At 71.6% G+C, this 19269-nt stretch carries 14 protein-coding genes; 7 read left to right on the plus strand and 7 right to left on the minus strand.

Annotated elements, in window-relative coordinates; translation table 11 throughout:
* Positions 1-94 precede the first annotated feature (94 nt).
* The 4 genes from E0493_RS16250 (at position 95) to E0493_RS16265 (ending at position 6562) form a co-directional block, all read left to right on the plus strand.
* Complete coding sequence (locus E0493_RS16250) at positions 95-1963, plus strand: extracellular solute-binding protein (RefSeq protein WP_160938290.1); 1869 nt, start codon at positions 95-97, stop codon at positions 1961-1963.
* Between the two features lie 138 nt (positions 1964-2101).
* Entirely contained in the window at positions 2102-3205 is a 1104-nt protein-coding gene (locus E0493_RS16255; protein WP_160938291.1) for a microcin C ABC transporter permease YejB, read from the plus strand.
* Complete coding sequence (locus E0493_RS16260) at positions 3202-4239, plus strand: ABC transporter permease (protein ID WP_160938292.1); 1038 nt, start codon at positions 3202-3204, stop codon at positions 4237-4239. Before E0493_RS16255 ends, E0493_RS16260 begins: the two co-directional genes overlap by 4 nt.
* Before the next feature lie 235 nt (positions 4240-4474).
* A complete protein-coding gene (locus E0493_RS16265; RefSeq protein WP_456316350.1) occupies positions 4475-6562 on the plus strand; it encodes an ABC transporter ATP-binding protein in 2088 nt (695 codons plus the stop codon).
* A 141-nt stretch (positions 6563-6703) separates the two neighbouring features.
* Here the strand turns inward: E0493_RS16265 and E0493_RS16275 are convergent, their stop codons facing one another.
* Positions 6704-7360 carry a hypothetical protein gene (locus tag E0493_RS16275; protein WP_160938294.1) on the minus strand — a complete coding sequence of 219 codons (657 nt, stop codon included), beginning with the start codon at positions 7358-7360 and terminating at the stop codon, positions 6704-6706.
* A 36-nt stretch (positions 7361-7396) separates the two neighbouring features.
* Positions 7397-7867 carry a hypothetical protein gene (locus E0493_RS16280; protein ID WP_160938295.1) on the minus strand — a complete coding sequence of 157 codons (471 nt, stop codon included), beginning with the start codon at positions 7865-7867 and terminating at the stop codon, positions 7397-7399.
* Between the two features lie 233 nt (positions 7868-8100).
* Between E0493_RS16280 and E0493_RS16285 the strand changes: the two genes are divergently transcribed.
* Positions 8101-8283 (plus strand): Flp family type IVb pilin, encoded by a 183-nt coding sequence (locus E0493_RS16285; protein ID WP_160938296.1) that lies wholly within the window; start codon positions 8101-8103, stop codon positions 8281-8283.
* A gap of 367 nt (positions 8284-8650) precedes the next feature.
* On the opposite strand, the gene E0493_RS16290 is transcribed toward E0493_RS16285, so the two are convergent.
* Together E0493_RS16290 and E0493_RS16295 are read right to left on the minus strand one after the other, a co-directional pair.
* Positions 8651-9529 carry a nucleotidyltransferase family protein gene (locus tag E0493_RS16290; protein WP_160938297.1) on the minus strand — a complete coding sequence of 293 codons (879 nt, stop codon included), beginning with the start codon at positions 9527-9529 and terminating at the stop codon, positions 8651-8653.
* Positions 9530-9532: 3 nt separating this feature from the next.
* Positions 9533-10630, minus strand: a complete 1098-nt coding sequence (locus E0493_RS16295; RefSeq protein ID WP_160938298.1) for a CgeB family protein — start codon at positions 10628-10630, stop codon at positions 9533-9535.
* A gap of 164 nt (positions 10631-10794) precedes the next feature.
* Here E0493_RS16295 and E0493_RS16300 point away from each other — a divergent pair, with 164 nt between their 5' ends.
* Positions 10795-11097, plus strand: coding sequence for a hypothetical protein (locus E0493_RS16300; protein ID WP_160938299.1), 303 nt, complete (start codon positions 10795-10797; stop codon positions 11095-11097).
* Between the two features lie 66 nt (positions 11098-11163).
* Here E0493_RS16300 and ftsH read toward each other — a convergent pair whose 3' ends face one another.
* Positions 11164-12999: an ATP-dependent zinc metalloprotease FtsH gene (gene ftsH, locus E0493_RS16305; protein WP_160938300.1), complete on the minus strand. Its 1836-nt coding sequence runs from the start codon at positions 12997-12999 to the stop codon at positions 11164-11166.
* Positions 13000-13215: 216 nt separating this feature from the next.
* Between ftsH and E0493_RS16310 the strand changes: the two genes are divergently transcribed.
* Positions 13216-13413, plus strand: coding sequence for a hypothetical protein (locus tag E0493_RS16310; RefSeq protein WP_160938301.1), 198 nt, complete (start codon positions 13216-13218; stop codon positions 13411-13413).
* A 413-nt stretch (positions 13414-13826) separates the two neighbouring features.
* On the opposite strand, the gene E0493_RS16315 is transcribed toward E0493_RS16310, so the two are convergent.
* The gene (locus tag E0493_RS16315; RefSeq protein WP_160938302.1) at positions 13827-14594 is read right to left on the minus strand and encodes a SapC family protein; all 768 of its coding nucleotides are present in this window, start codon (positions 14592-14594) and stop codon (positions 13827-13829) included.
* Positions 14595-14826: 232 nt separating this feature from the next.
* A partial coding sequence (locus E0493_RS16320) for an autotransporter domain-containing protein (protein ID WP_160938303.1) occupies positions 14827-19269 on the minus strand: 4443 nt, incomplete at its 5' end.

Below are 19269 nucleotides of genomic sequence, written 5' to 3' on the forward strand. Positions count from 1 at the left end.
GCCGGAAGGCGGCGTTCTTCCCGCCTACGTTGCAAAGAGCAAGCGGCAACAGGGAAGTGTTGTCCCGGCCGGGCGGAACCCTCATCCTAAGGCCATGCGCCGCCGACACCTGCTGGCCTCCGGCCTTGCCCTTGCCTCCGGCCCCTTCATGCCGCGCGCCTGGGCGCAGGCCCCGCCGCCCAACCTCGCGGACGGCAACCCGCCGCCGCGGCTGACCCATGCGCTTTCGCTGCTGGGGGAGCCGGCGCTGCCGGCCGACTTCGCCCATTGGCCCTGGGTCAACCCGGATGCGCCGAAGGGCGGGCAGATGGCGCTGACCGCCATCGGCAGCTTCGACTCCTTCAACGGCTACATCCTGCGCGGCACGCCGGCCGTCGGCCTCACCATGCTCTACGACACCCTGACCCTGCCGAGCAGCGAGGAGGCCAGCACCGAGTATGGCCACCTGGCCAAGCTCATCGAGGTGCCGCGCGACGGGCGCGGCGTCGCCTACGCGTTGCGCGAGGAAGCGCGCTGGCACGACGGCAAGCCGGTCACGGCCGAGGATGTGGTCTGGACCTTCAACACCCTGCGCCAGCATGGCCGCCCCTTCTACCGGGCCTATTGGGCCGATGTGGCGGAGGTCGTGGCCGAGGGGCCGCGGCGGGTGGTCTACCGCTTCAGCACCAACGAGAACCGCGAGCTGTCGCAGATCCTGGGCCAGATGCCGGTGCTGCCGCGCCATTGGTGGGAGGGCAGGGACTTCGCCCAGCCGGGGCTGGAGGTGCCGCTCGGCTCCGGCCCCTACCGGATCGAGAGCTTCGAGCCGGGACGCAGCGTCACCTACCGGCGCGTGGCGGATTACTGGGGCCGCAATCTCCCCACCCGCAAGGGCACCAACAACGTGGACGTCACGCGCTACGAGTATTTCCGTGACACCACCGTGGCGCTGGAGGCCTTCAAGGCCGGGCAGATCGACCTGCGCACCGAGAACGTGGCGAAGGACTGGGCCACCGCCTACGACTTCCCCGCCGTGCGCCGGGGCCTGGTGAAGCGGGAGGAGATCCCGCACGAGCTGCCCACCGGCATGCAGGGCTTCGCCATGAACCTGCGGCGCCCGCTGTTCCAGGACAAGCGCGTGCGCGAGGCGCTCGGGCTGATGTTCGACTTCGAGTGGATGAACGCCAACCTGTTCTACGGCAGCTACACGCGCACCACCTCCTACTTCTCGAACTCCGAGCTGGCGGCGAAGGGCCTGCCCTCCGAGGGCGAGCTGATGGTGCTCTCCGCCTTCCGCGGCAAGCTGCCGGAGGCGCTGTTCACCACCGAGTTCCGCGTGCCAATGTCGGACGGCAGCAACAACAACCGCGAGAATGCCCGCAAGGCGCTCGGCCTGCTGCGCGAGGCCGGCTGGGAGGTGAAGGAGCGGCGCCTCGTCAACGGCCAGGGCCAGCCTTTCAGCTTCGAGATCCTGCTCAACGGCCCGACCTTCGAGCGCATCGCCCTGCCCTACATCCAGGCGCTGCAGCGGCTCGGCATCGAGGCGCGCGTGCGCACCATCGACCCGGCGCAGTACCAGGTGCGGATGGACGACTTCGACTACGACATGACCACGGTGGTCATCGGCGAGAGCCTCTCGCCGGGGAACGAGCAGCGCGACTACTGGACCTCGGCCAAGGCCAGGGAAAAGGGCAGCCTGAACTACATGGGCATCGCCGACCCGGTGGTGGACGCGCTGGTGGAGCTGGTGATCGCCGCGCCCGACCGGCAGGCGCTGATCGACCGCACGCGGGCGCTCGACCGCGTGCTGCTCTGGGGGCACTACATCATCCCGCACTGGCACAGCCGCACCTTCCGCGTGGCCTGGTGGGACAAGTTCGGGCGCCCCGAGCACAACCCGCGCTACGGGCTCGCCATCGACAGCTGGTGGGTGGACAAGGGGCGCGAGCGGGCGCTGCCGGCGGACCGCGGCGCGGCGCAATAGATGGGCGCAGCAGGAAAAGGTCGGGGGAAGGAATTCCCCCGAACCCCCTACTTTTTTCTGACCGGTAAAAAAAAGCTGGGGCGCGCGGGGGGAATGCATTCCCCCCGCACTTTTCCCTCCTGTGGGATGGACTGACGCATGGGCGCCTACCTCCTCCGGCGCATCGCTTTGCTGGTGCCGACGCTGTTCGGCATCATCCTGATCAACTTCGTCGTCGTGCAGTTCGCGCCCGGCGGGCCGGTGGAGCAGATGCTGGCCGAACTGCGCGGCCAGGGCGGCAGCGCCATCGGGCGCCTCTCCGGCGAGAGCCAGGGCGAGACGCGGGCACCCCAGCAGGGTGGTGGCGGAAGCGGCCCCGTCGGCTCCTATCGCGGTGCGCGCGGCATGGACCCCGCCGTGGTGGCCGAGATCGAGAAGGCCTTCGGCTTCGACAAGCCGGCCTATGTCCGCTTCACCGAGATGCTGAAGGGCTACCTGACCTTCGACTTTGGCGAGAGCCTGTTCCAGGGCCGCAAGGTGATCGACCTGCTGCTGGAGAAGCTGCCCGTCTCGGTCAGCCTCGGCCTCTGGTCCACGCTGATCATCTACCTCGTTTCCATTCCGCTCGGCATCCGCAAGGCGGTGCGGGACGGCACGCGGTTCGACGCCTGGACCTCGGGCGTGGTGCTGGTGGGCTATGCGGTGCCCGGCTTCCTCTTCGCCATCCTGCTGGTGGTGCTCTTCGCCGGCGGCAGTTTTCTGCAAATTTTCCCGCTGCGGGGCCTGACCTCCTCCGGCTCCGCGGACTGGCCCTTCTGGCAGCGGGCGCTGGACTATGCCTGGCACATGGTGCTGCCGACCGTCTCGCTGGTGATCGGCGGCTTTGCCGGCCTCACCATGCTGACCAAGAACAGCTTCCTGGAGGAGATCGGCAAGCAGTACGTGCTGACCGCCCGCGCCAAGGGCGCCGACGAGGGGCGCGTGCTCTACGGCCACATCTTCCGCAACGCCATGCTGCTGATCATCGCCGGCTTTCCGGCGGCCTTCATCAGCATCCTGTTCACCGGGGCGCTGCTGGTGGAGATCGTCTTCTCGCTCGACGGGCTCGGCCTGCTCGGCTTCGAGGCGGCCATCCGGCGCGACTACCCCGTGATGTTCGGCACGCTCTACATCTTCACCCTGCTCGGCCTGGTCATGCAGATCGTCGGCGACCTGACCTACACGCTGATCGACCCCCGCATCGACTTCGAGGCGCGCCGATGAGGCCGATCACGCAGCGGCGGCTCGCCAATTTCCGCGCCAACCGGCGGGGCTGGTGGTCGCTGTGGGTCTTCCTGGTGCTGTTCCTGCTCACCCTCTTTGCCGAGCTGGTGGCCAACGACCGCCCGCTGGTGGCCAAGGTGGGGGAAGAATGGTTTTTCCCCGTGGTGCGGGAATATGCCGAGAGCGACGTCATCCCCGACGGCTTCCCGACCGCGGTGGTCTGGCGTGACCCCTTCCTGCAGGAGGAGATCCAGCAGCGCGGTGGCTGGATGCTCTGGCCGCTGCTGCCCTACCGCTACGACACCATCATCCGCGACCTCGGGCAGCCGGCGCCCTCGCCACCTTCCTGGAAGAACCCGCTCGGCACCGACGACCAGGCGCGGGACGTGCTGGCGCGCGTCATCTACGGCTTCCGTATCTCCGTGCTGTTCGGCTTCGCGCTGACGGTGTTCAGCTCGGTCATCGGCATCGCGGCCGGGGCGGTGCAGGGCTATTACGGCGGGTGGGTGGACCTGGGCTTCCAGCGTTTCATCGAGATCTGGTCGGGCATGCCGCAGCTCTTCCTGCTGATCATCCTGGCCAGCGTGATCGAGCCGGGGTTCTGGACGCTGCTGATCTTCCTGCTGCTGTTCTCCTGGATGTCGCTGACCGGCGTGGTGCGCGCCGAGTTCCTGCGCGGGCGCAACCTGGACTACGTGCGCGCCGCCAAGGCGCTCGGCGTCTCGGACGCGCGCGTGATGTCGCGCCACATCCTGCCCAACGCCATGGTGGCGACGCTCACCTTCCTGCCGTTCCTGCTCTCCGGCAGCGTCACCATCCTGGCCAGCCTGGACTTCCTCGGCTTCGGCCTGCCGCCGGGCTCGCCCTCGCTGGGCGAGCTGGTCAGCCAGGGGAAGAACAACCTGCAGGCGCCCTGGCTGGGCATCACCGCCTTCGTGGTGCTCGGCGGGGTGCTGACCCTGCTGATCTTTGTCGGCGAGGCGGTGCGCGACGCCTTCGATCCGCGCAAGCTGCCCGGAGGGAGCGAGACATGAACGGCGCCGGCCCTCAGGAGGGGCTCCGCCCCTCCCGAACCCTTCCCGCCGGGGGGACAGTGTCCCCCCGGACCCCGCCATCCACGGCCTTCGAGATGTTGGTGCACCCGAGGGCATGGTCCTCCGGCGATGGGGGGTTCCGCTCCCGTGGCGGAAAAGCGAATGGCGGGGTCCGGGGTGACACTGTCACCGCGGCGGGGATCCAGGGGGCGGCGCCCCCTGGAAGGCGTTGCGCATGAGCGCGCTCCTGGAGGTCGAGAACCTGGGCGTCGCCTTCCGCGGCAGGCAGGTGGTGCACGACGTCTCCTTCCGAGTGAACCCCGGCGAGACGGTGGCGCTGGTCGGCGAGAGCGGCAGCGGCAAGAGCGTCACGGCGCTCTCCTGCCTGCGGCTGCTGCCGAATGCCGGCGCCAACCCGACCGGCCACATCCTGCTGGACGGCACGGAGGTGCTGAAGGCCACGCCCGCCGCGTTGCAGCGGCTGCGCGGCGGCGTGGCGGGCATGGTGTTCCAGGAGCCGATGACCTCGCTGAACCCGTTGCACAGCATCGGACGGCAGGTGGGCGAGGCGGTGCGGCTGCACCGGCCGCTCCGGGGCGCGGCGCTGCGGGCGCGCGTCATCGAATTGCTGGAGCGCGCCGGGCTTGCGAACGCGCGCGAGCGGCTGGATGCCTTCCCGCATCAGCTTTCCGGTGGGCAGCGGCAGCGGGTGATGATCGCCGCCGCCCTGGCCAACGACCCCAAGCTGCTGATCGCCGATGAGCCGACCACGGCGCTCGACGTCACCATCCAGGCGCAGATCCTGGATTTGCTGGACGAGCTGAAGCGCCGGCTCTCGATGGCGCTGCTGCTGATCACGCATGACCTTTCCATTGTGCGCGCCCATGCCGACACGGTGGTGGTGATGCGGCACGGGCGGGTGGTGGAGCAGGGGCCGGCACGGCAGGTGCTGACCACGCCGGGCCACGACTACACCAAGCTGCTGCTGGCCACCGAGCCGCGCGGCCAGCCGGCGCCGGTGCCGGCCGCGGCGCCGGAGGTGCTGCGGGCCGAGGCGGTCAAGGTGCATTTCCCGATCCATCGCGGCGTGCTGCGCCGGGAGGTGGGCGTGGTGAAGGCGGTGGACGGCGTTTCGCTGGAACTGCGTGAGGGCGAGACGCTCGGCCTGGTGGGCGAGAGCGGCAGCGGCAAGACGACGCTCGGCCTGGCGCTGCTGCAGCTGGAGCAGAGCCAGGGCCGCATCCTGTTCGAGGGCAAGCCGATCCAGGGACTGTCCCGCGCCGCATTGCGGCCGCTGCGGGCACGGATGCAGGTCGTCTTCCAGGACCCCTTCGGCTCTCTCTCGCCGCGCATGAGCGTGGCGGAGATCGTGGGCGAGGGGCTGGCGGTGCACGAGCCGGCCCTCGGCCGGGCCGGGCGGCAGCAGCGGGTGGTGCGGGCGCTGGAGGAGGTGGGGCTCGACCCGGCCACGGCCGAGCGCTACCCGCACGAGTTCAGCGGCGGGCAGCGGCAGCGCATCGCCATCGCCCGCGCGCTGGTGCTGCAGCCGCGCCTGCTGGTACTGGACGAGCCGACCAGCGCGCTCGACGTCTCGGTGCAGGCGCAGGTGGTGGAGCTGCTGCGCGGGCTGCAGGCGCGGCACCGGCTGGCNCTCGGTGCAGGCGCAGGTGGTGGAGCTGCTGCGCGGGCTGCAGGCGCGGCACCGGCTGGCCTACCTGTTCATCAGCCACGACCTGCGCGTGGTGCGCGCCATGGCGCACCGGATCATGGTGCTGCGGGGCGGCGAGGTGGTGGAGGCCGGCGCGGCGGATGCGGTGATGCGGGCGCCGCGGGCAGCGTATACAAGGGCGCTGATGCGCGCCGCCTTCCCGGATGGCGCCGGTGTGCTGGAAACTGCTGCGGACGAATGAACGAGCTTGAAATGCTGCGCGAGCAGATCGCGCAGGAGAAGGTCCGGTTGGGCGTGGACATCCGGCGGATGAACGCGCCGGGCTCCCCGGTCTATCGGGCCACCGAGACATTGACCATGCCGGTGGCGATCCTGGTCGCGTCCTTTCTGGGGGCGCGCTTCGTCAACATCCATGTTGGCGCGCTGGTGCTGGCGGCGGGCGTCGCCTGGTGGTTGCTGAAGGTGCAGCCCAAGGTGAAGGAGGCCGTCTTCCAGCGCACGGCCGATCTCGCCTTTTCCGACGTTCGGCTGTTCGACGGGCTCTGGGCCAAGGGCATCCTGACGCTCTACGTCGAGCGCCCGGGCCGACCCGCCCGCGCCGCGACGCGCAAGGACGACTGGCGCGCCTTCGTGCGGATGCTGGCGGAAGAATAAAGGTGGGGAGAGGGAATTCCCTCCAAGCCCCCCCTTTCTTTTTGCCAGCTTGGCGCTGCCTTGGCTGCGCGTGCTGGAAACCGTGAGGACAGGAAATGGAGGCCTGGGGGAATTCCTTCCCCCAGGCTTCTTCCCGTGGCCTCAGATGCTTCGATCAGGCGGCAGGGTGCCCGAGCGGGTGGGGTCGGCCGTCGGGCCGACGCCGCGGCTGGAAGCGGTGCCGGGCAGGTCGGTGGCGGTGTCGCCGGGGGTGGCGTCGTCATAGGTGCCACGCCAGCCGGAGGCCCGGTAGTCGGCCTCGCGGGCGCGGATGTCCACGGGGTTATGGCGGTTCAGGATGTCCTGCGCCTCGGCCTCGCGGCTGGCATCCGTCCGCACGGTGACCAGGCTGCCGCCGCGGCGGACGCCTTCGGCATAGACCGGTGCCTCTTCCTCGCTGACGCCGGAGCCGGTGAGGGCGCCGATCAGGCCGCCCGCCGCCGCGCCCGCGCCGGCGCCGGTGAGGGCCGCGATCAGCGCGCCGGCCGCGACGATCGGGCCGATGCCGGGGATGGCGAGGGCGCCGAGCCCTGCCGCGAGGCCCGCGCCGCCGCCGACGACGGTGCCGAGCGTGGCGCCGATGCCGGCGCCGGAGGAACCTTCGTGATGCGTCGTCGTGGCGTCCGTGGTGTCGCGGCCGCCGTCGCTGGCAACGATGCCGACATCGTCATGCGAGAAACCGGCGGCCTCGAGGTCGCGCACCGCGGCGAGGGCGTGCTCGCGGGTGTCGAACATGCGGGTGATGGTGTGGTTGGGCATGGAAAATCTCCTGTGGGACGGGGGAGGAGCGGCCGCTCACTTCGCGGGGGCGTTTCCGGTCACCACCTGGCCCTTGAAGTCGAGGCCGACATCGACGCGCTGGCCGTTCTGCATGGCCTGGCCACGCCAGACGCCCTGCTCATCCTTCTTCAGCCCCTGGATGTCGGTGTAGCCGGCGGCGGCGATGCGGTCGCGGGCCTGTCCCTCGGTGAAGCTGTTGGCGCCCGCAACGGGCATCGCGGTGGTCGGCGGGTTGTCGGTGCCTGTGGCATTGGGCTCGGCGCGTCCCTGGGTCCGCGTCTGCGGCATATCGGCCGCCGGCGGGGCGATGACCCCTGGGGCATTGGTGGTGCCGGGCGTGCCGGGGGTGCCTTGCGCCATGCTGGAACCGCCGCCGCCCGGAGCCGTGGGCGAGCCGACCGTTCCCTGCTGCTGGCCCTGTGCCAGGGCCATGGGCGCGGCGAGCAGGGTGGCGGCGATTGCCAGGGCGGTTGTCGTGGACCGCATGCGTGGGATCTCCCTCTTGGTCTTGCTCGGCGAATTCATGCCGATTGCCTGGGATAACGGCGCAGGCGTGTGCACGTTTTCAGGACTCTTGGCACAAACGCGGCATTGCCCCGGAGCGGCGGGGATGAGGCGAAGCATCCGCAGGCCACGATTTCGATGGACGCCGTGCTCCTGAGGGGCCTATGGCTTGCTCCAGACTTCGTGAGCATGCCTGGTCCACGGAGGGCAAAGAAATGTCGGATTGGCTCAGGCGGCTTTGCCGCGATGGCCGCGGGTTCGCAGCACTGGAACATGGGCTCATGGGGCTTCTGGTGGCCATCGTGATCATCAGCGGCCTGCAGTTGCTCGTCAGCAGTGGCAGCCAGGACCTGGCGAGCCCGGAGACGCTTTTCGTCGCCCCTCCTGCTGGCTCCTGAACGCCGCACGGCCGGCGCCGGCCGCAGGCTGGCACGCCGCCTGCACCGCTCCGGCCGCCATGCCGGGGCCGGCAGGGCATGCGGCTGGCTTCGGCGATTGAGCTTGCGGTAAGCACCGGAGGCACCCCGCGACCCTGGCCTCGGCCGCAAAGCGGCGCCGGGCGGCGGCACGGCAGGCCTCCGACGATCCGGGGTTGCCGCGCGGATGCCGGCCCCCAACCCATCCCTATCCTCCACCAGGCAGCCAGTGATGCCGTGCTCGATGACCTCGGGCAGAAGGGCGCCGAAGCGCAGCGCCACCCCCGGCCTTGCGCAGGCCAACATGGCGGTCAGGAATGCGGCGGCGTGACCCGCCTCCATGCGGGCCTCACTCGCCGCCGCCCGCGGCACCCGCCTGCTGTTCCGGCATGCCGATGGCGCCATGTGGCGGGCGGCCCGGCTGGTCCGCACGTCGCGCGGCGTCACGCAGCGCCGCGCGCTGCTGCAGGACGCGGAAGGGCAGGGCCACCTCCCTCCCGTCCCTCGGCCGGCTCTCCAACAGTTCCAGCGCCTGGCGGTAGCCGTGCAGCGTGCCGACATCGGCATAGGCCTCGCCGGCGCGCAGGCCGCGCGCCCGCCCGCCCTGGGCGAGATAGGCGTTCACCAGCGTGCCGATATACTCGTCGCCGCGCCCGGGCCGCTGCCACAACGCATGCAGCGCGTGCAGCACATGTCCAGGCATGCGGAAGGCGCCCCAGACCCAATGTGACCGGGCCTCGCGCGACTTCACCTGGATCTCCGCGACACGCCCCTCCGCATCGGTCACCACGGCGTCGAAATGCTCGGGATGCTCGACGGGGAAAAGCAGAAAGGAGAGTTCCTCCGCCGGCAGCCGCGCCAGCCCGTCGCGCGGGAACCAGACGGTGTCCGGCAGGCCCACCAGCACGGGCTCCTCTGCGGCGATGAAGGGGGCGGCGCGGAAGATCGCGTCGCAGAGGCCACCGGGCTCCGGCTGCACGACGTAGGCGATGCGGGCCGGGCCGATGCTGGCGCCGTAGTAGTTGATGATGTCGCTCTTTCCCGGCGCGATGACGAAGCAGATCTTGTCGGCGCCGGCGGCGATCATCCGTTCGATCAGGTGCTCGCTGACGGCGCGCGGGCGCTCCACCCCGTCCTCGATCCGGCTGCCGACCGGCAGCAGCTCCTTCGAGAAGGCCAGCGGCTGGATGCGGCTGCCGAGCCCCGCGGCCGGGATGATGCCCCACACGGCTCAGGCCTCCTCGGCCATGGCACCGGGCGCTGGCACGGCGATCAGCGCCAGCGCCGCCTCCAGGTCGCGCGCGCGGTGGTCGGCGGTGTGCTCGTCCAGCGTGCGCTGGCGGGCGCGCGCGGCCATGCGGCCGGTCTCCTCTCCCCCCAGGGCAAGCGCGGCCACCGCCTCGTCGGTCGTGCCGGCGACGAGGATCTCGCTGCCGGGCTGGTAGAACCGGTCCAGCCCCTCCCAGCGGTCGCTGAGCACCAGGGCGCCGCAGGCCGCGGCCTCGAACAGCCGGCCGGAAGGGCAGTAGCCCATTTCCGCCATGGCCTGGCGGGTGATGTTCAGCGTCAGGCGGGTGGAAGAGAAGAAGGCCGGATGCTCCGCCGGCGGCAGGTGACGGACAAAGAAGATGTTGTCGGACCAGGGGAAATCCGCCGGGTATTGCGCGCCGCCGATGACGAAGCGCCGCCCCGGCAGCCGCTGGGCCGGCCGCATCAGCAGCGCCTCCAGACCGGCCTGCCGGTCCGCCGCGTAGGTGCCGAGATAGGAAAGATCGGCGCGGTAGGCGGACGCCGGCATGGCCGGCCGGTGCGCCTCGGGGTCGACGCTGCCGTAGAGCGGCGCGACACGGCGCGCGCCCAGCCGGCGCCGCAGCCGCGTCAGCGCGTCGCCGCCGGTATAGCTGAGCACGAGGTCGAAATCGCCCAGCCCCTGCGGCGGCAGGTAGCCGACCGCTTCGCCGGCTGCCACTCGGGCGAGCGTGACGGGTGTGTCCAGGTCGTAGAAGACGCGCGCCTCGGCGGGCGAGCGCAGCACCAGCTCCGAGGCGGCGAGGCCATCCGGGCAATAGGAGGTGACCATGCCGACATCGGCATCCGCCAGGTGGCGCTCTGCTGGCGCGCGCGCCGACTCCCAGCTGGGGTAGAGAAGGATCTCGACACCCGGCAGCGCCTCCAGATCCCGCGCGCCGGCATACCAGGGCACGTCCTTCTCGAAGAAGACGATGCGGTGGCCGCGGCGGACCAGCGCCTTGCACAGCGCGCGCCACAATGTCGCATGGCCATTTCCCCAGGACGACGTGATGGTCAGGCCGAAAACAACGAGCTTCATGCAACGGCATCCGTCGTACCGGGGACGAGGGGAACCGATCCAGAGTTCCACAGTTCCGGCGGAGCCGTGACAGCAAGGAAACGTGAGAGCCGGCCCGGCGCCGCGGGAACCGCTGTCACGGGCCTTGGTTGGTCAGGCCCGGCGCCAGAGCGGGAACGGAGATCATGGCTGGCGCCATCACCGATCATGCAACCCTCCGGAGGTGGGCGGAGTCGCACGGCGACAAGCCGGCGGCGACGAACCGCACGCGCCAGGAGGGCGAGACCGGCATCATCCGCATCCTGTTCCCGCGGCCGAGACGGCCGGAGCATGGCGCGCGCCTCGAGATCTCCTGGGACGAGTTCTTCCGGCAGTTCGACGAGAGCAAGCTCGCCCTACCTTACGAGAGGGACAGCCTGCTCAACAGGATCATCGGGCGGGACACGATGGAGTGCCGCGAGCATCATGCCGCGCACCGCCAGGAATAGCGCCTGGCCGCGGAAGGCGGAGGCCGGTGGAATGCGTTCCCCCGGCTGCGTCGCCTTGATTGCCGCTCACGCTCCTGGCGCGGAGGCGTGTGCCGGCGCTGGTTCCACCAGCGCGCGCAACTGCGCCTCGTCCAGAGTCTCGCGTTCCAGCAGGGCGTGCGCGGTGCGTTCCAGCGCCTCGCGGCGTTCCTTGAGCATGGCCAGGGTGTGCTCGAAGGCGCGCTGGATGATGCCGTGCACTTCCTCGTCCACCGCCGCCGCCGTCTCGTCGGAATAGGCGCGTTCCTGCGCCCCACCGGCCAGCGGATTGGGGCTGAGGAAGGAGCGGCTGTCCTTTTCCAGCGAGACATGGCCGATCCGCTGCGTCATGCCGTAGCGGGTGACCATGGAGCGGGCGATGTCGGTGACGCGGGCGAGGTCGTCGGCGGCGCCGGTGGAAAGATGGCCGAAGACGATCCATTCGGCGGCGCGGCCGCCGAGCAGCACGGCCATCTTGTTCTCCAGCTCCTGCTGGGTCATCAGGAAGCGGTCCTCGGTCGGCCGCTGGATGGTGTAGCCGAGCGCGCCGACGCCGCGCGGGATGATGGAGACCTTGTGCACGGGGTCGGCGCCCGGAGTGGCGAGCGCCACCAGCGCGTGCCCCATCTCGTGGTAGGCGACGATCTCGCGCTCGCGCGGATTGAGCAGCCGGTTGCGCTTCTCCAGCCCCGCCACGATCCGCTCCACCGCGTTGTTGAAGTCGGCGAGGCTGACCGCCTGGGCCTGGCGCCGCGTCGCCAGCAGCGCGGCCTCGTTGACCAGGTTGGCGAGGTCGGCGCCGGTGAATCCTGGCGTCAGCGCCGCCACCTTCTCCGGATCGGTGCCTGGCTCCAGCTGCACCTTGCGCATGTGCACCTTCAGCACCTCGATGCGCCCCTTGCGGTCGGGCCGGTCGACCAGCACCTGGCGGTCGAAGCGGCCGGCGCGCAGCAGCGCGGGGTCGAGGATCTCCGGCCGGTTGGTGGCGGCCAGCAGCACGAGGCCGGTCGAGGAATCAAATCCGTCCAGCTCGACCAGGAGCTGGTTCAGCGTCTGCTCCTTCTCGTCGTTGCCACCGCCGAGGCCGCCCACGCCACGCGCGCGGCCCATCGCGTCCAGCTCGTCGATGAAGATGATGGCGGGCGCCTTTTCGCGCGCCTGGGCGAAGAGGTCGCGCACGCGGGCGGCGCCGACGCCCACGAACATCTCCACGAACTCGGAGCCGGAAATGGAGAAGAACGGCACGCGGGCCTCGCCGGCCACCGCCTTGGCCAGCAGTGTCTTGCCGGTGCCGGGCGGGCCGACCAGCAGCACGCCCTTGGGCATCCGGCCGCCGAGCCGGCCATACTCCTTGGGCGCGCGCAGGAAGTCCACCACCTCGCGCAGCTCATCCTTCGCCTCGTCCACGCCGGCGACGTCGTCGAACCGCACGCGCGTGTCGTTCTCCACATAGATCTTCGCCTTGCTGCGGCCGACCTGCATCAGCCCGCCCATGCCGCGCCCGATGCGGCGCAGCATGAACATCCAGATGCCGATGAACAGCGCCATCGGCACGATCCAGGAGAGCAGGTCGCGCAGGAAGGTGCTCTCGATCTGCCCGGTGTACTGGACGTTGTACTTCTGGAGTTCCTGAGCGAAGTCCGGCTCCACGCGCGTTGTGGTGAAGCGCGTCTCGCCGCCCGGCAGGGGCTCCTTGAGCCTGCCCTGGATGAAGCGGTCGGAAATGCCGATCTCGGAAACCTTGCCTTCGTGCAGCAACTGCTCGAAGCGGCTGTAGGGAATCGGCGCGACGCCCTGATGCGCGGCAAGGTAGTACTGGATCAGCAGCACGCCCAGGAAGGCGGCGATCCAGTAGCCCAGATTGAAGCGGGCATGCGGCTTCATGGCTGCTCCCTGGCGTCTTGCGTCACGATAAGGCCCCTTCCACGGCAGGCGGGCGGCCGCGCCCGCATGCGCCGCCCTCCGGCAAACGGCGCAACGCCGTGGATGTTGCATGCGGCGCCGCACGGGCATGTGACGGGCCGTGCCGCAACGGCTGCGCGCGCCCTCATCTTAACCCTGCCCGACCAAACGTTGCGGCCGATGCGGAGGAGAGAGAAAATGAACGACGGCAAGCGCTACGAAACCGCCAGGCCGGCCAATGTCGGCCCGCACGACGTCAACAAGGACCAGGCAGATCCGGACGCCAAGCGGCCGGTGCCCGAGAAGATGTACAACAACGAGATCGCTGGCCAGGCCGCCGTGGTTGGCCCGCAAAGCGGAAAGAAGCAGGCGCAGGAGCCGGTGAAGAAGGGCTGAGCCGGCCGCTCAGCCCCGCGCCGCCTCGCCCGAGAAGCGGAGGCGGCGCAGCGCGGCGCTGCGGCGTCCCGGTCGGCGCCATCTCCAGCGGGCAACGCGTCGGCGTGCGGGCGCGCAGTTGCGGCGGCACCGCCGGCCTCCCCTCCTCCCGCGGCAGACGGGCCATGCCCGGCACGAGGATGCTGGCGGGCACGGCGACAATCAGGCGCGAGGGCTGGCCGCGCCCCAGTCGCCCTAGCTAAAGGAGATGCGCTCCGGCAATGGCGCTGGCGCCGCGGCCGGAGCGGCGGGCCTGCCTGCCGCCGAGGGGGAAGGCTACGCGGCCGCAAGCATCGGGAGCAGCGCGGCGGCGAGCACCCGGGCGAGCGGCGCCTGGATCATCGGAAGCATCCTGGGCCTCGTGCCGCGGCGCGTCAGGCCGGCTTGGTCTCGGCCAGGTCGAGCACGCTGCTCCAGGAGCCGCCGGCATGCATGACGGCATAGGCGGCGCCCAGCCAATGGCGCTTGCGCCACGCCAGGATGGTCTCGTCCGGCAGTTCCTCGAACCGCTTCGGGTTCATCATCAGGAAGCCGTTGAGCCGCGCGCTGCCGCCGCTGCGGAATTCCACGCGGGCCTCCTGCTGCTCCAGCACCTCCGCCGCCTTCAGCGCCTCGGCGAAGCGCTGCGTCTCCTCCAGGCTGGCGCGATAGTCGGAGCAGAAGCGCAGCATCTCCTGCAGGAACGTGCTGGGCTTGCCCTCCTCGAAAAGCGGGTCTCCCGAGCCGGTATGCAGCGCCGGGGCGTCCGGCTCGATGCCGAGATGCAGCTGCGTGCCACCCTCCGCCTGCAGGAAGATGAAGGGATAGGCGCGCAGGTAGGCCGGCAGGTATGTGCCGGCGCGCCAATTCCCCTTCTCGTCCACGAACAGGTTCTCGCCGGTGCGGTAGCCCAGCACCGCGAGCGGCATCGGCAGCGGGCCGGTGGCGAAGACGATCGGGAAGTGGCGGGCCGCGAGGGGCAGTTCGACGATGCTGAGCGGCACGGCATTGGCACGTGCGGCGAAGCCGAGGCCGGCGGCGCGGTCCAGGCGCAGGCCGCCATGGCGGGCGGGATCCAGCGGCTCGACGCGCCCGAACAGGGGCGGCATGCCCGAAGCGGGCTGCGAAGCCGTCTTGGCGGGAGCGGGGGAAGCGTCGGCCATGGGGCGGCACTCCTGCGGCGAACCGCCTTTGGACGGGCGCCTGAAAGAAAAAAGAAAGCTCATCCGGCAAGGCCGGGGTGCGGAAAGCGCGAGGGATGCAACCGCCGCGTTCCCGCGCCGCGTCATCTGGCGCCGCAACCCTGGCTTGTCCAGCAGGAACTCCGGGCGCGCCACGGAAGTGCCGCGGGCAACGGGTGGTGGCCGGGGCGCCTGCGGGGCCCCGGCCAGTGGCTCACCAGGCCCAGCGCAGGCCGCCGCCGACAGCCTGGCCGGTGTAGTTGCTCCGCAGGTCCACGCTGTAGTTGAGGTACAGCGAGGCCTGCGGGCTGATCGTCAGGCTGGCGCCGAGGCCGCCCAGCAGGCGGTCCCGCCCGGTGGCGGCGGTGGCGGTCTGCACCGGCACGGAGGAGACGCCGATCAGCGTGGCATCGGTGCTGGTCGCGACATCGCCGAACTCATGCGCCCACTGCAGGCGCACCGCGGGGGTCAGCACCATGCCCGAGGAGAGCGGCAGGCCGGTGCTGGCGCGCAGGCCGAGCGTGCTGCGGCTGGCCGTCACGCTCTCGCTGTCCACCTTCAGGCCCAGCACGCCGGCGCCGCTTTCGGTGGCGCCGTCGCGATTCACCGAGTCGATCCGGAAGCCGAGGCCCGGCTGCAGCGTCCAGCCGCCCAGCTTGTAGTGCACCCCCGCATCCACCCCCGAGCCGAAGCTCGACATGGAAGGCGAGGCATGCGCCGTCATGCCGAGCGCGCCCAGGTTCCGGTCCACGTCGAGCTGCCCGAAGCTGCCGCCGACCTGCGCATCCGCGAAGAACAGCGGGCCGGTGTAGCTGCCATAGGCCGCCACGTGGCCGGTGCTGGTATCCGCCTCGCCGCCGGTTGCGGAGGAGGTGACGCTGCCGGCCGTGTAGCCGGCCGCCAGGCCGAGGCTAAAGCCGTTGCCCAGCCCGCCCTCCAGGCCGACCGCCACGCCGCCGCTGGAGGCGTGATAGCCGGTGGTGCCGCTCTCGCTTCCGGTGTGGAAGGTCTGCCCGAGGCCGCTGATCCAGGTGGTGAAGCGGCCCTGCTGGACGGTCAGGGCGCGGCTGGTCACCGCCCCGTCGGCTCGGCGCGCCGCCTGCTGCTCGCTGACCGCGCCGGCGAAGAGGCGGTTGCTGTCCACGCCCGCCATCAGCGCGTCGCCGTAGACGGCGCCGCCGAGGCGGATGGTGGCGTCCCGCACCTGCGCCGTGTTGAGCGGGAACAGGGCGGCCAGTCCTTGCTCGACCTCGGCGCTCGCCCGCACCCCCGGCTCCGGTCGCAGCGCGTCCAGCGCCCGGCCGACCGAGAGCTGGTTCGGCGTCTGCTGCACGCCCAGCAGGGAAAGCTGGGTGTAGGAGCCCGGCGTCACGAAGAGGTTGAGGCTGCCCGGCAGGTAGACGGCGTCCATCCGCGTGCCGGCGGCCAGCCCCTCGGGCTGCACCAGGCCGCTGAAGGAGCCCTCCACCGCGCCCGCCTGCACCACCGCGAAGCCGGTGCCGACCGACGGGGTGTAGGCATTGGTGGCCGAGCCGGTGATGCCGCGCAGGAGCGGCGTGATGGTGCCGGCCGCGGTGAAGGGCGCGCCCTGCACCACCACGCGGCTGTGGTTGCCGGCGCCGTTGCCCGTGCCGGTGCCGTCGATGTCGAGCGCGAGGGTGGCGCTGTCGGCCAGCGTCACCGGCGCGGTGAAGAACAGCGTGCCCGGGCTGTTGCCCGGCGCCAGCCTGCCCTCGATCGTGGTCGGCGCCGCGATGGTGCCGGTGCCGCGCAGCGTCGCCGGGCCCTGCACGTCGAGCGAGGCGGCCTGGATCAGGCTGTTGGCGTAGAAGGTGCCGTCGGTGATGACCAGCGGGCCGGCGAGGTTGGCGCCGCCCGTCAGGTTCACTCCGCCGCTGCCCACCGTGGTCAGCCCGCCCTCGCCGCTGACGGCGCCCGCGAAGGTGACGTTGCCGCCCGTGGTATCCACCGTGCCGCTGGTGCTGTTCACCACCACCGGCTGGGTGAAGGTGGCGTCGGTGGTGGGCTGCAGCGTGCCGCCGGCGAAGACGATGGCCGGAGCGCGGGCCGCGGGATCATCCTGCGTGAAGACCGGCTTTGTCTGGTCCACCAGCAGCGAGGCGAGCAGCAGGTCCACCTGGTTCGGCCGGTACAGCGTGATCAGCTGCATGCCGTCGATGCTGCCGGCCTGACTGGCGAAGCTGCCGGCCACGCCGCCCTGCGCGGTGAGCAGGGTGTAGAGGCTGTCCGGCGCATAGGTGCCGCTGGCCGGGGTGATGTCCAGCCCGCCATCCAGTGAGGCGGTGCCGGCGACGGCCAGGGTGGAGGCAGCGCTCGGCGTCAGCGCCACCTGCAGGGTGCCGCTGGAGGTCTGGATGTAGTTGCCGCCGACCGCCAGGGTGCCCGGCGCCCCCGCCACGCCCGGCGCCACGACGCCGGCATTGACCAGCCCGCCGCCGACGCTGCCGGCACCGGTGAGGGCCGCGCCCGGGGCGACGCCGACATCGCCGCCGGTCCGCGCCGCGGGATGCGCCGCGTCGCCCAGCACCAGCATGCCACCGGTGACGGAGGTCACGCCGGCATAGGTGTTGACGCCGTTGAGGGTGAAGGTGCCGCCGGCGATCTCCAGCCCGCCTGTGCCGGCGGCGGTGCCGTCGAAGGTGCCGCCGTTGAGCACCCGGAGCTGCTGCGCGCCGAGGGCGATGCCGCTGCCGGCCACGCCGTTCAACGTGTTCAGTGCGACCGCACCGGTGGCGCCGCTGATGTCCAGCCCCGCGCCGGCATTGGCCAGGAGAAGGCCGGAGGAGGCGGCCACCGAGCCGGCACCGGCGATGGCCAGCGTTCCGGCTTCCACCCGGGTCGTGCCGGCATAGGTGTTGGCGCCCGCCAGCGTCAGCGTGCCGCCGGTGACGGCGAGGCTGCCCGGGCCCATGATGGCGCCGGCGAAGTTGCCGCCGCCCGCCACGTCCAGGGTGTTGCTGCCCAGCATCACGCCGCTGCCCGCAACGCCGCTCAGGCTTTGCAGGCTGCGGCTCCCGGCGGCGTTGGAGATGTCCAGCGCCGCGCCGGCGCCGGCCAGCGCCACGCCCGAGGAGGAGGCGATGTCGCCCGCGCCATCGAGCGCCAGCGTGCCGCCGGCGACGGTGGTGGCCCCGGTGAAGGTGCTGGCGCCCGTCAGCGCCATCACGCCGCCGGCGACGGTGAGGCCGCCGCTGCCGCCGATGGAGCCGGCGAAGCTGCCGCCGCCCGTCACGGCCAGGGTGTTGGCCCCCAGCGCCACCTTGCTGCCGGCCACGCCGTTCAGCGTCTGGATGGAGGGCACTCCGGCGGCGGTGGCGATGTCGAGGCGCGCGGCAGGGGTCGCCAGCGTCACGCCGGAGGAGGCGGAGATGTCGCCCGCGCCGCCCAGGGCCAGGGTGCCGGCATTCACCAGCGTGCCGCCGGCATAGGCGTTGGCGCCCGCCAGCGTCATCACGCCGCCAGCGACGGTGAGGCCGCCGCTGCCGCCGATGGCGCCGGCGAAGCTGCCGCCGTTCGTCACGGTCAGGGTGTTCGCGCCCAGGGCGACGGCGCTGCCCGCCACGCCGTCCAGGCGCCGCACGCTGCGCGCGCCGGAAGCGGTGGCGATGTTCAGCGCCGCGCCCGGCGCGGTGAGCGCCACGCCGGAGGACGCCGCGATGTCAGCCGCCCCGGTGAGATTGAGCGTGCCGCCCGAAATGGTGGTTGCGCCGGTATAGGGCTGCGCCAGGTTGAGGGTGAGCGTTCCAGCGCCGGTCTTCTCCAGGCCACCGGGGCCGACCATCGCGGTCGAGATCCTGGCGTCGTGGCCGAAGGTGTCGATCGTGCCGCCGCTGGGGCCGAGCAGGACCGGCCCGGTGCGGTTGTAGCCGTTGACGTTCACCTGCAGCGTGCCGCCGCTCATCACCAGGTTGCCGGTGCCGAGGGCGGAGGTGTTGCCGATCTGCAGCGTGCCGCCGGCGAGGGTGGTGCCGCCGGCATAGGTGTTGGCGCGCTGGAAGACCACGAGGCCGCTATCCACCGCCACGGCGGCGCCCGCAGCCGTGCCGGCCGTGTAGCCCCTGCCGGCCGCCACGCTGGCGGCGCTGTCGTCGGCGATGGTGCCGCTGACCGTGACCGTGTTGCCGGCGCCGGGCGCGAAGCGGGCGGTGGAGCCGCTCATCAGGAACAGGTCGGAGCCCGCCGCGGCGCCCGCCGTGCCGGCGATGATGCCGGTGGAGCCGGCCGCGCCGCCGGTGACCGCGCTGCCGGAGAAGTCGCCGGCGCCGATGATCAGGGAGGCGCCGTTCCGCACGAAGACCGCGCCGCCGAAGGCCGCGCCGCCGCCGCCCGAGCCGTCCGAGCCGCCGGCGCCGCCCCCGGCGCCGCCCAGGGCGCGGTTGCCGCCGCCGCCGCCGAAGCCGCCGGTGCCGCCGTCAAACGCCAGCACGGCCGAGGATTGCGAGCCGCCGCCGCCGCCGCCGCCGAAGCCGCCATTGCCGCCGAGGCCATTGGAGCCGCCGCCGCCGCCGCCGAAATTGCCGCCGTCGCCGCCGTCGGTGCCGCTGCGGCCGGCGCCGCCGCCGCCGCCATAGCCGGTCGCGTCGCCACCCTGCCTGGCATAGGCGCCGCCCGCGCCGGCCGCGCCGAGGGGGAAGCC

This window comes from Teichococcus coralli, assembly GCF_009829925.1.
GTDB classification, from domain to species: domain Bacteria; phylum Pseudomonadota; class Alphaproteobacteria; order Acetobacterales; family Acetobacteraceae; genus Pseudoroseomonas; species Pseudoroseomonas coralli.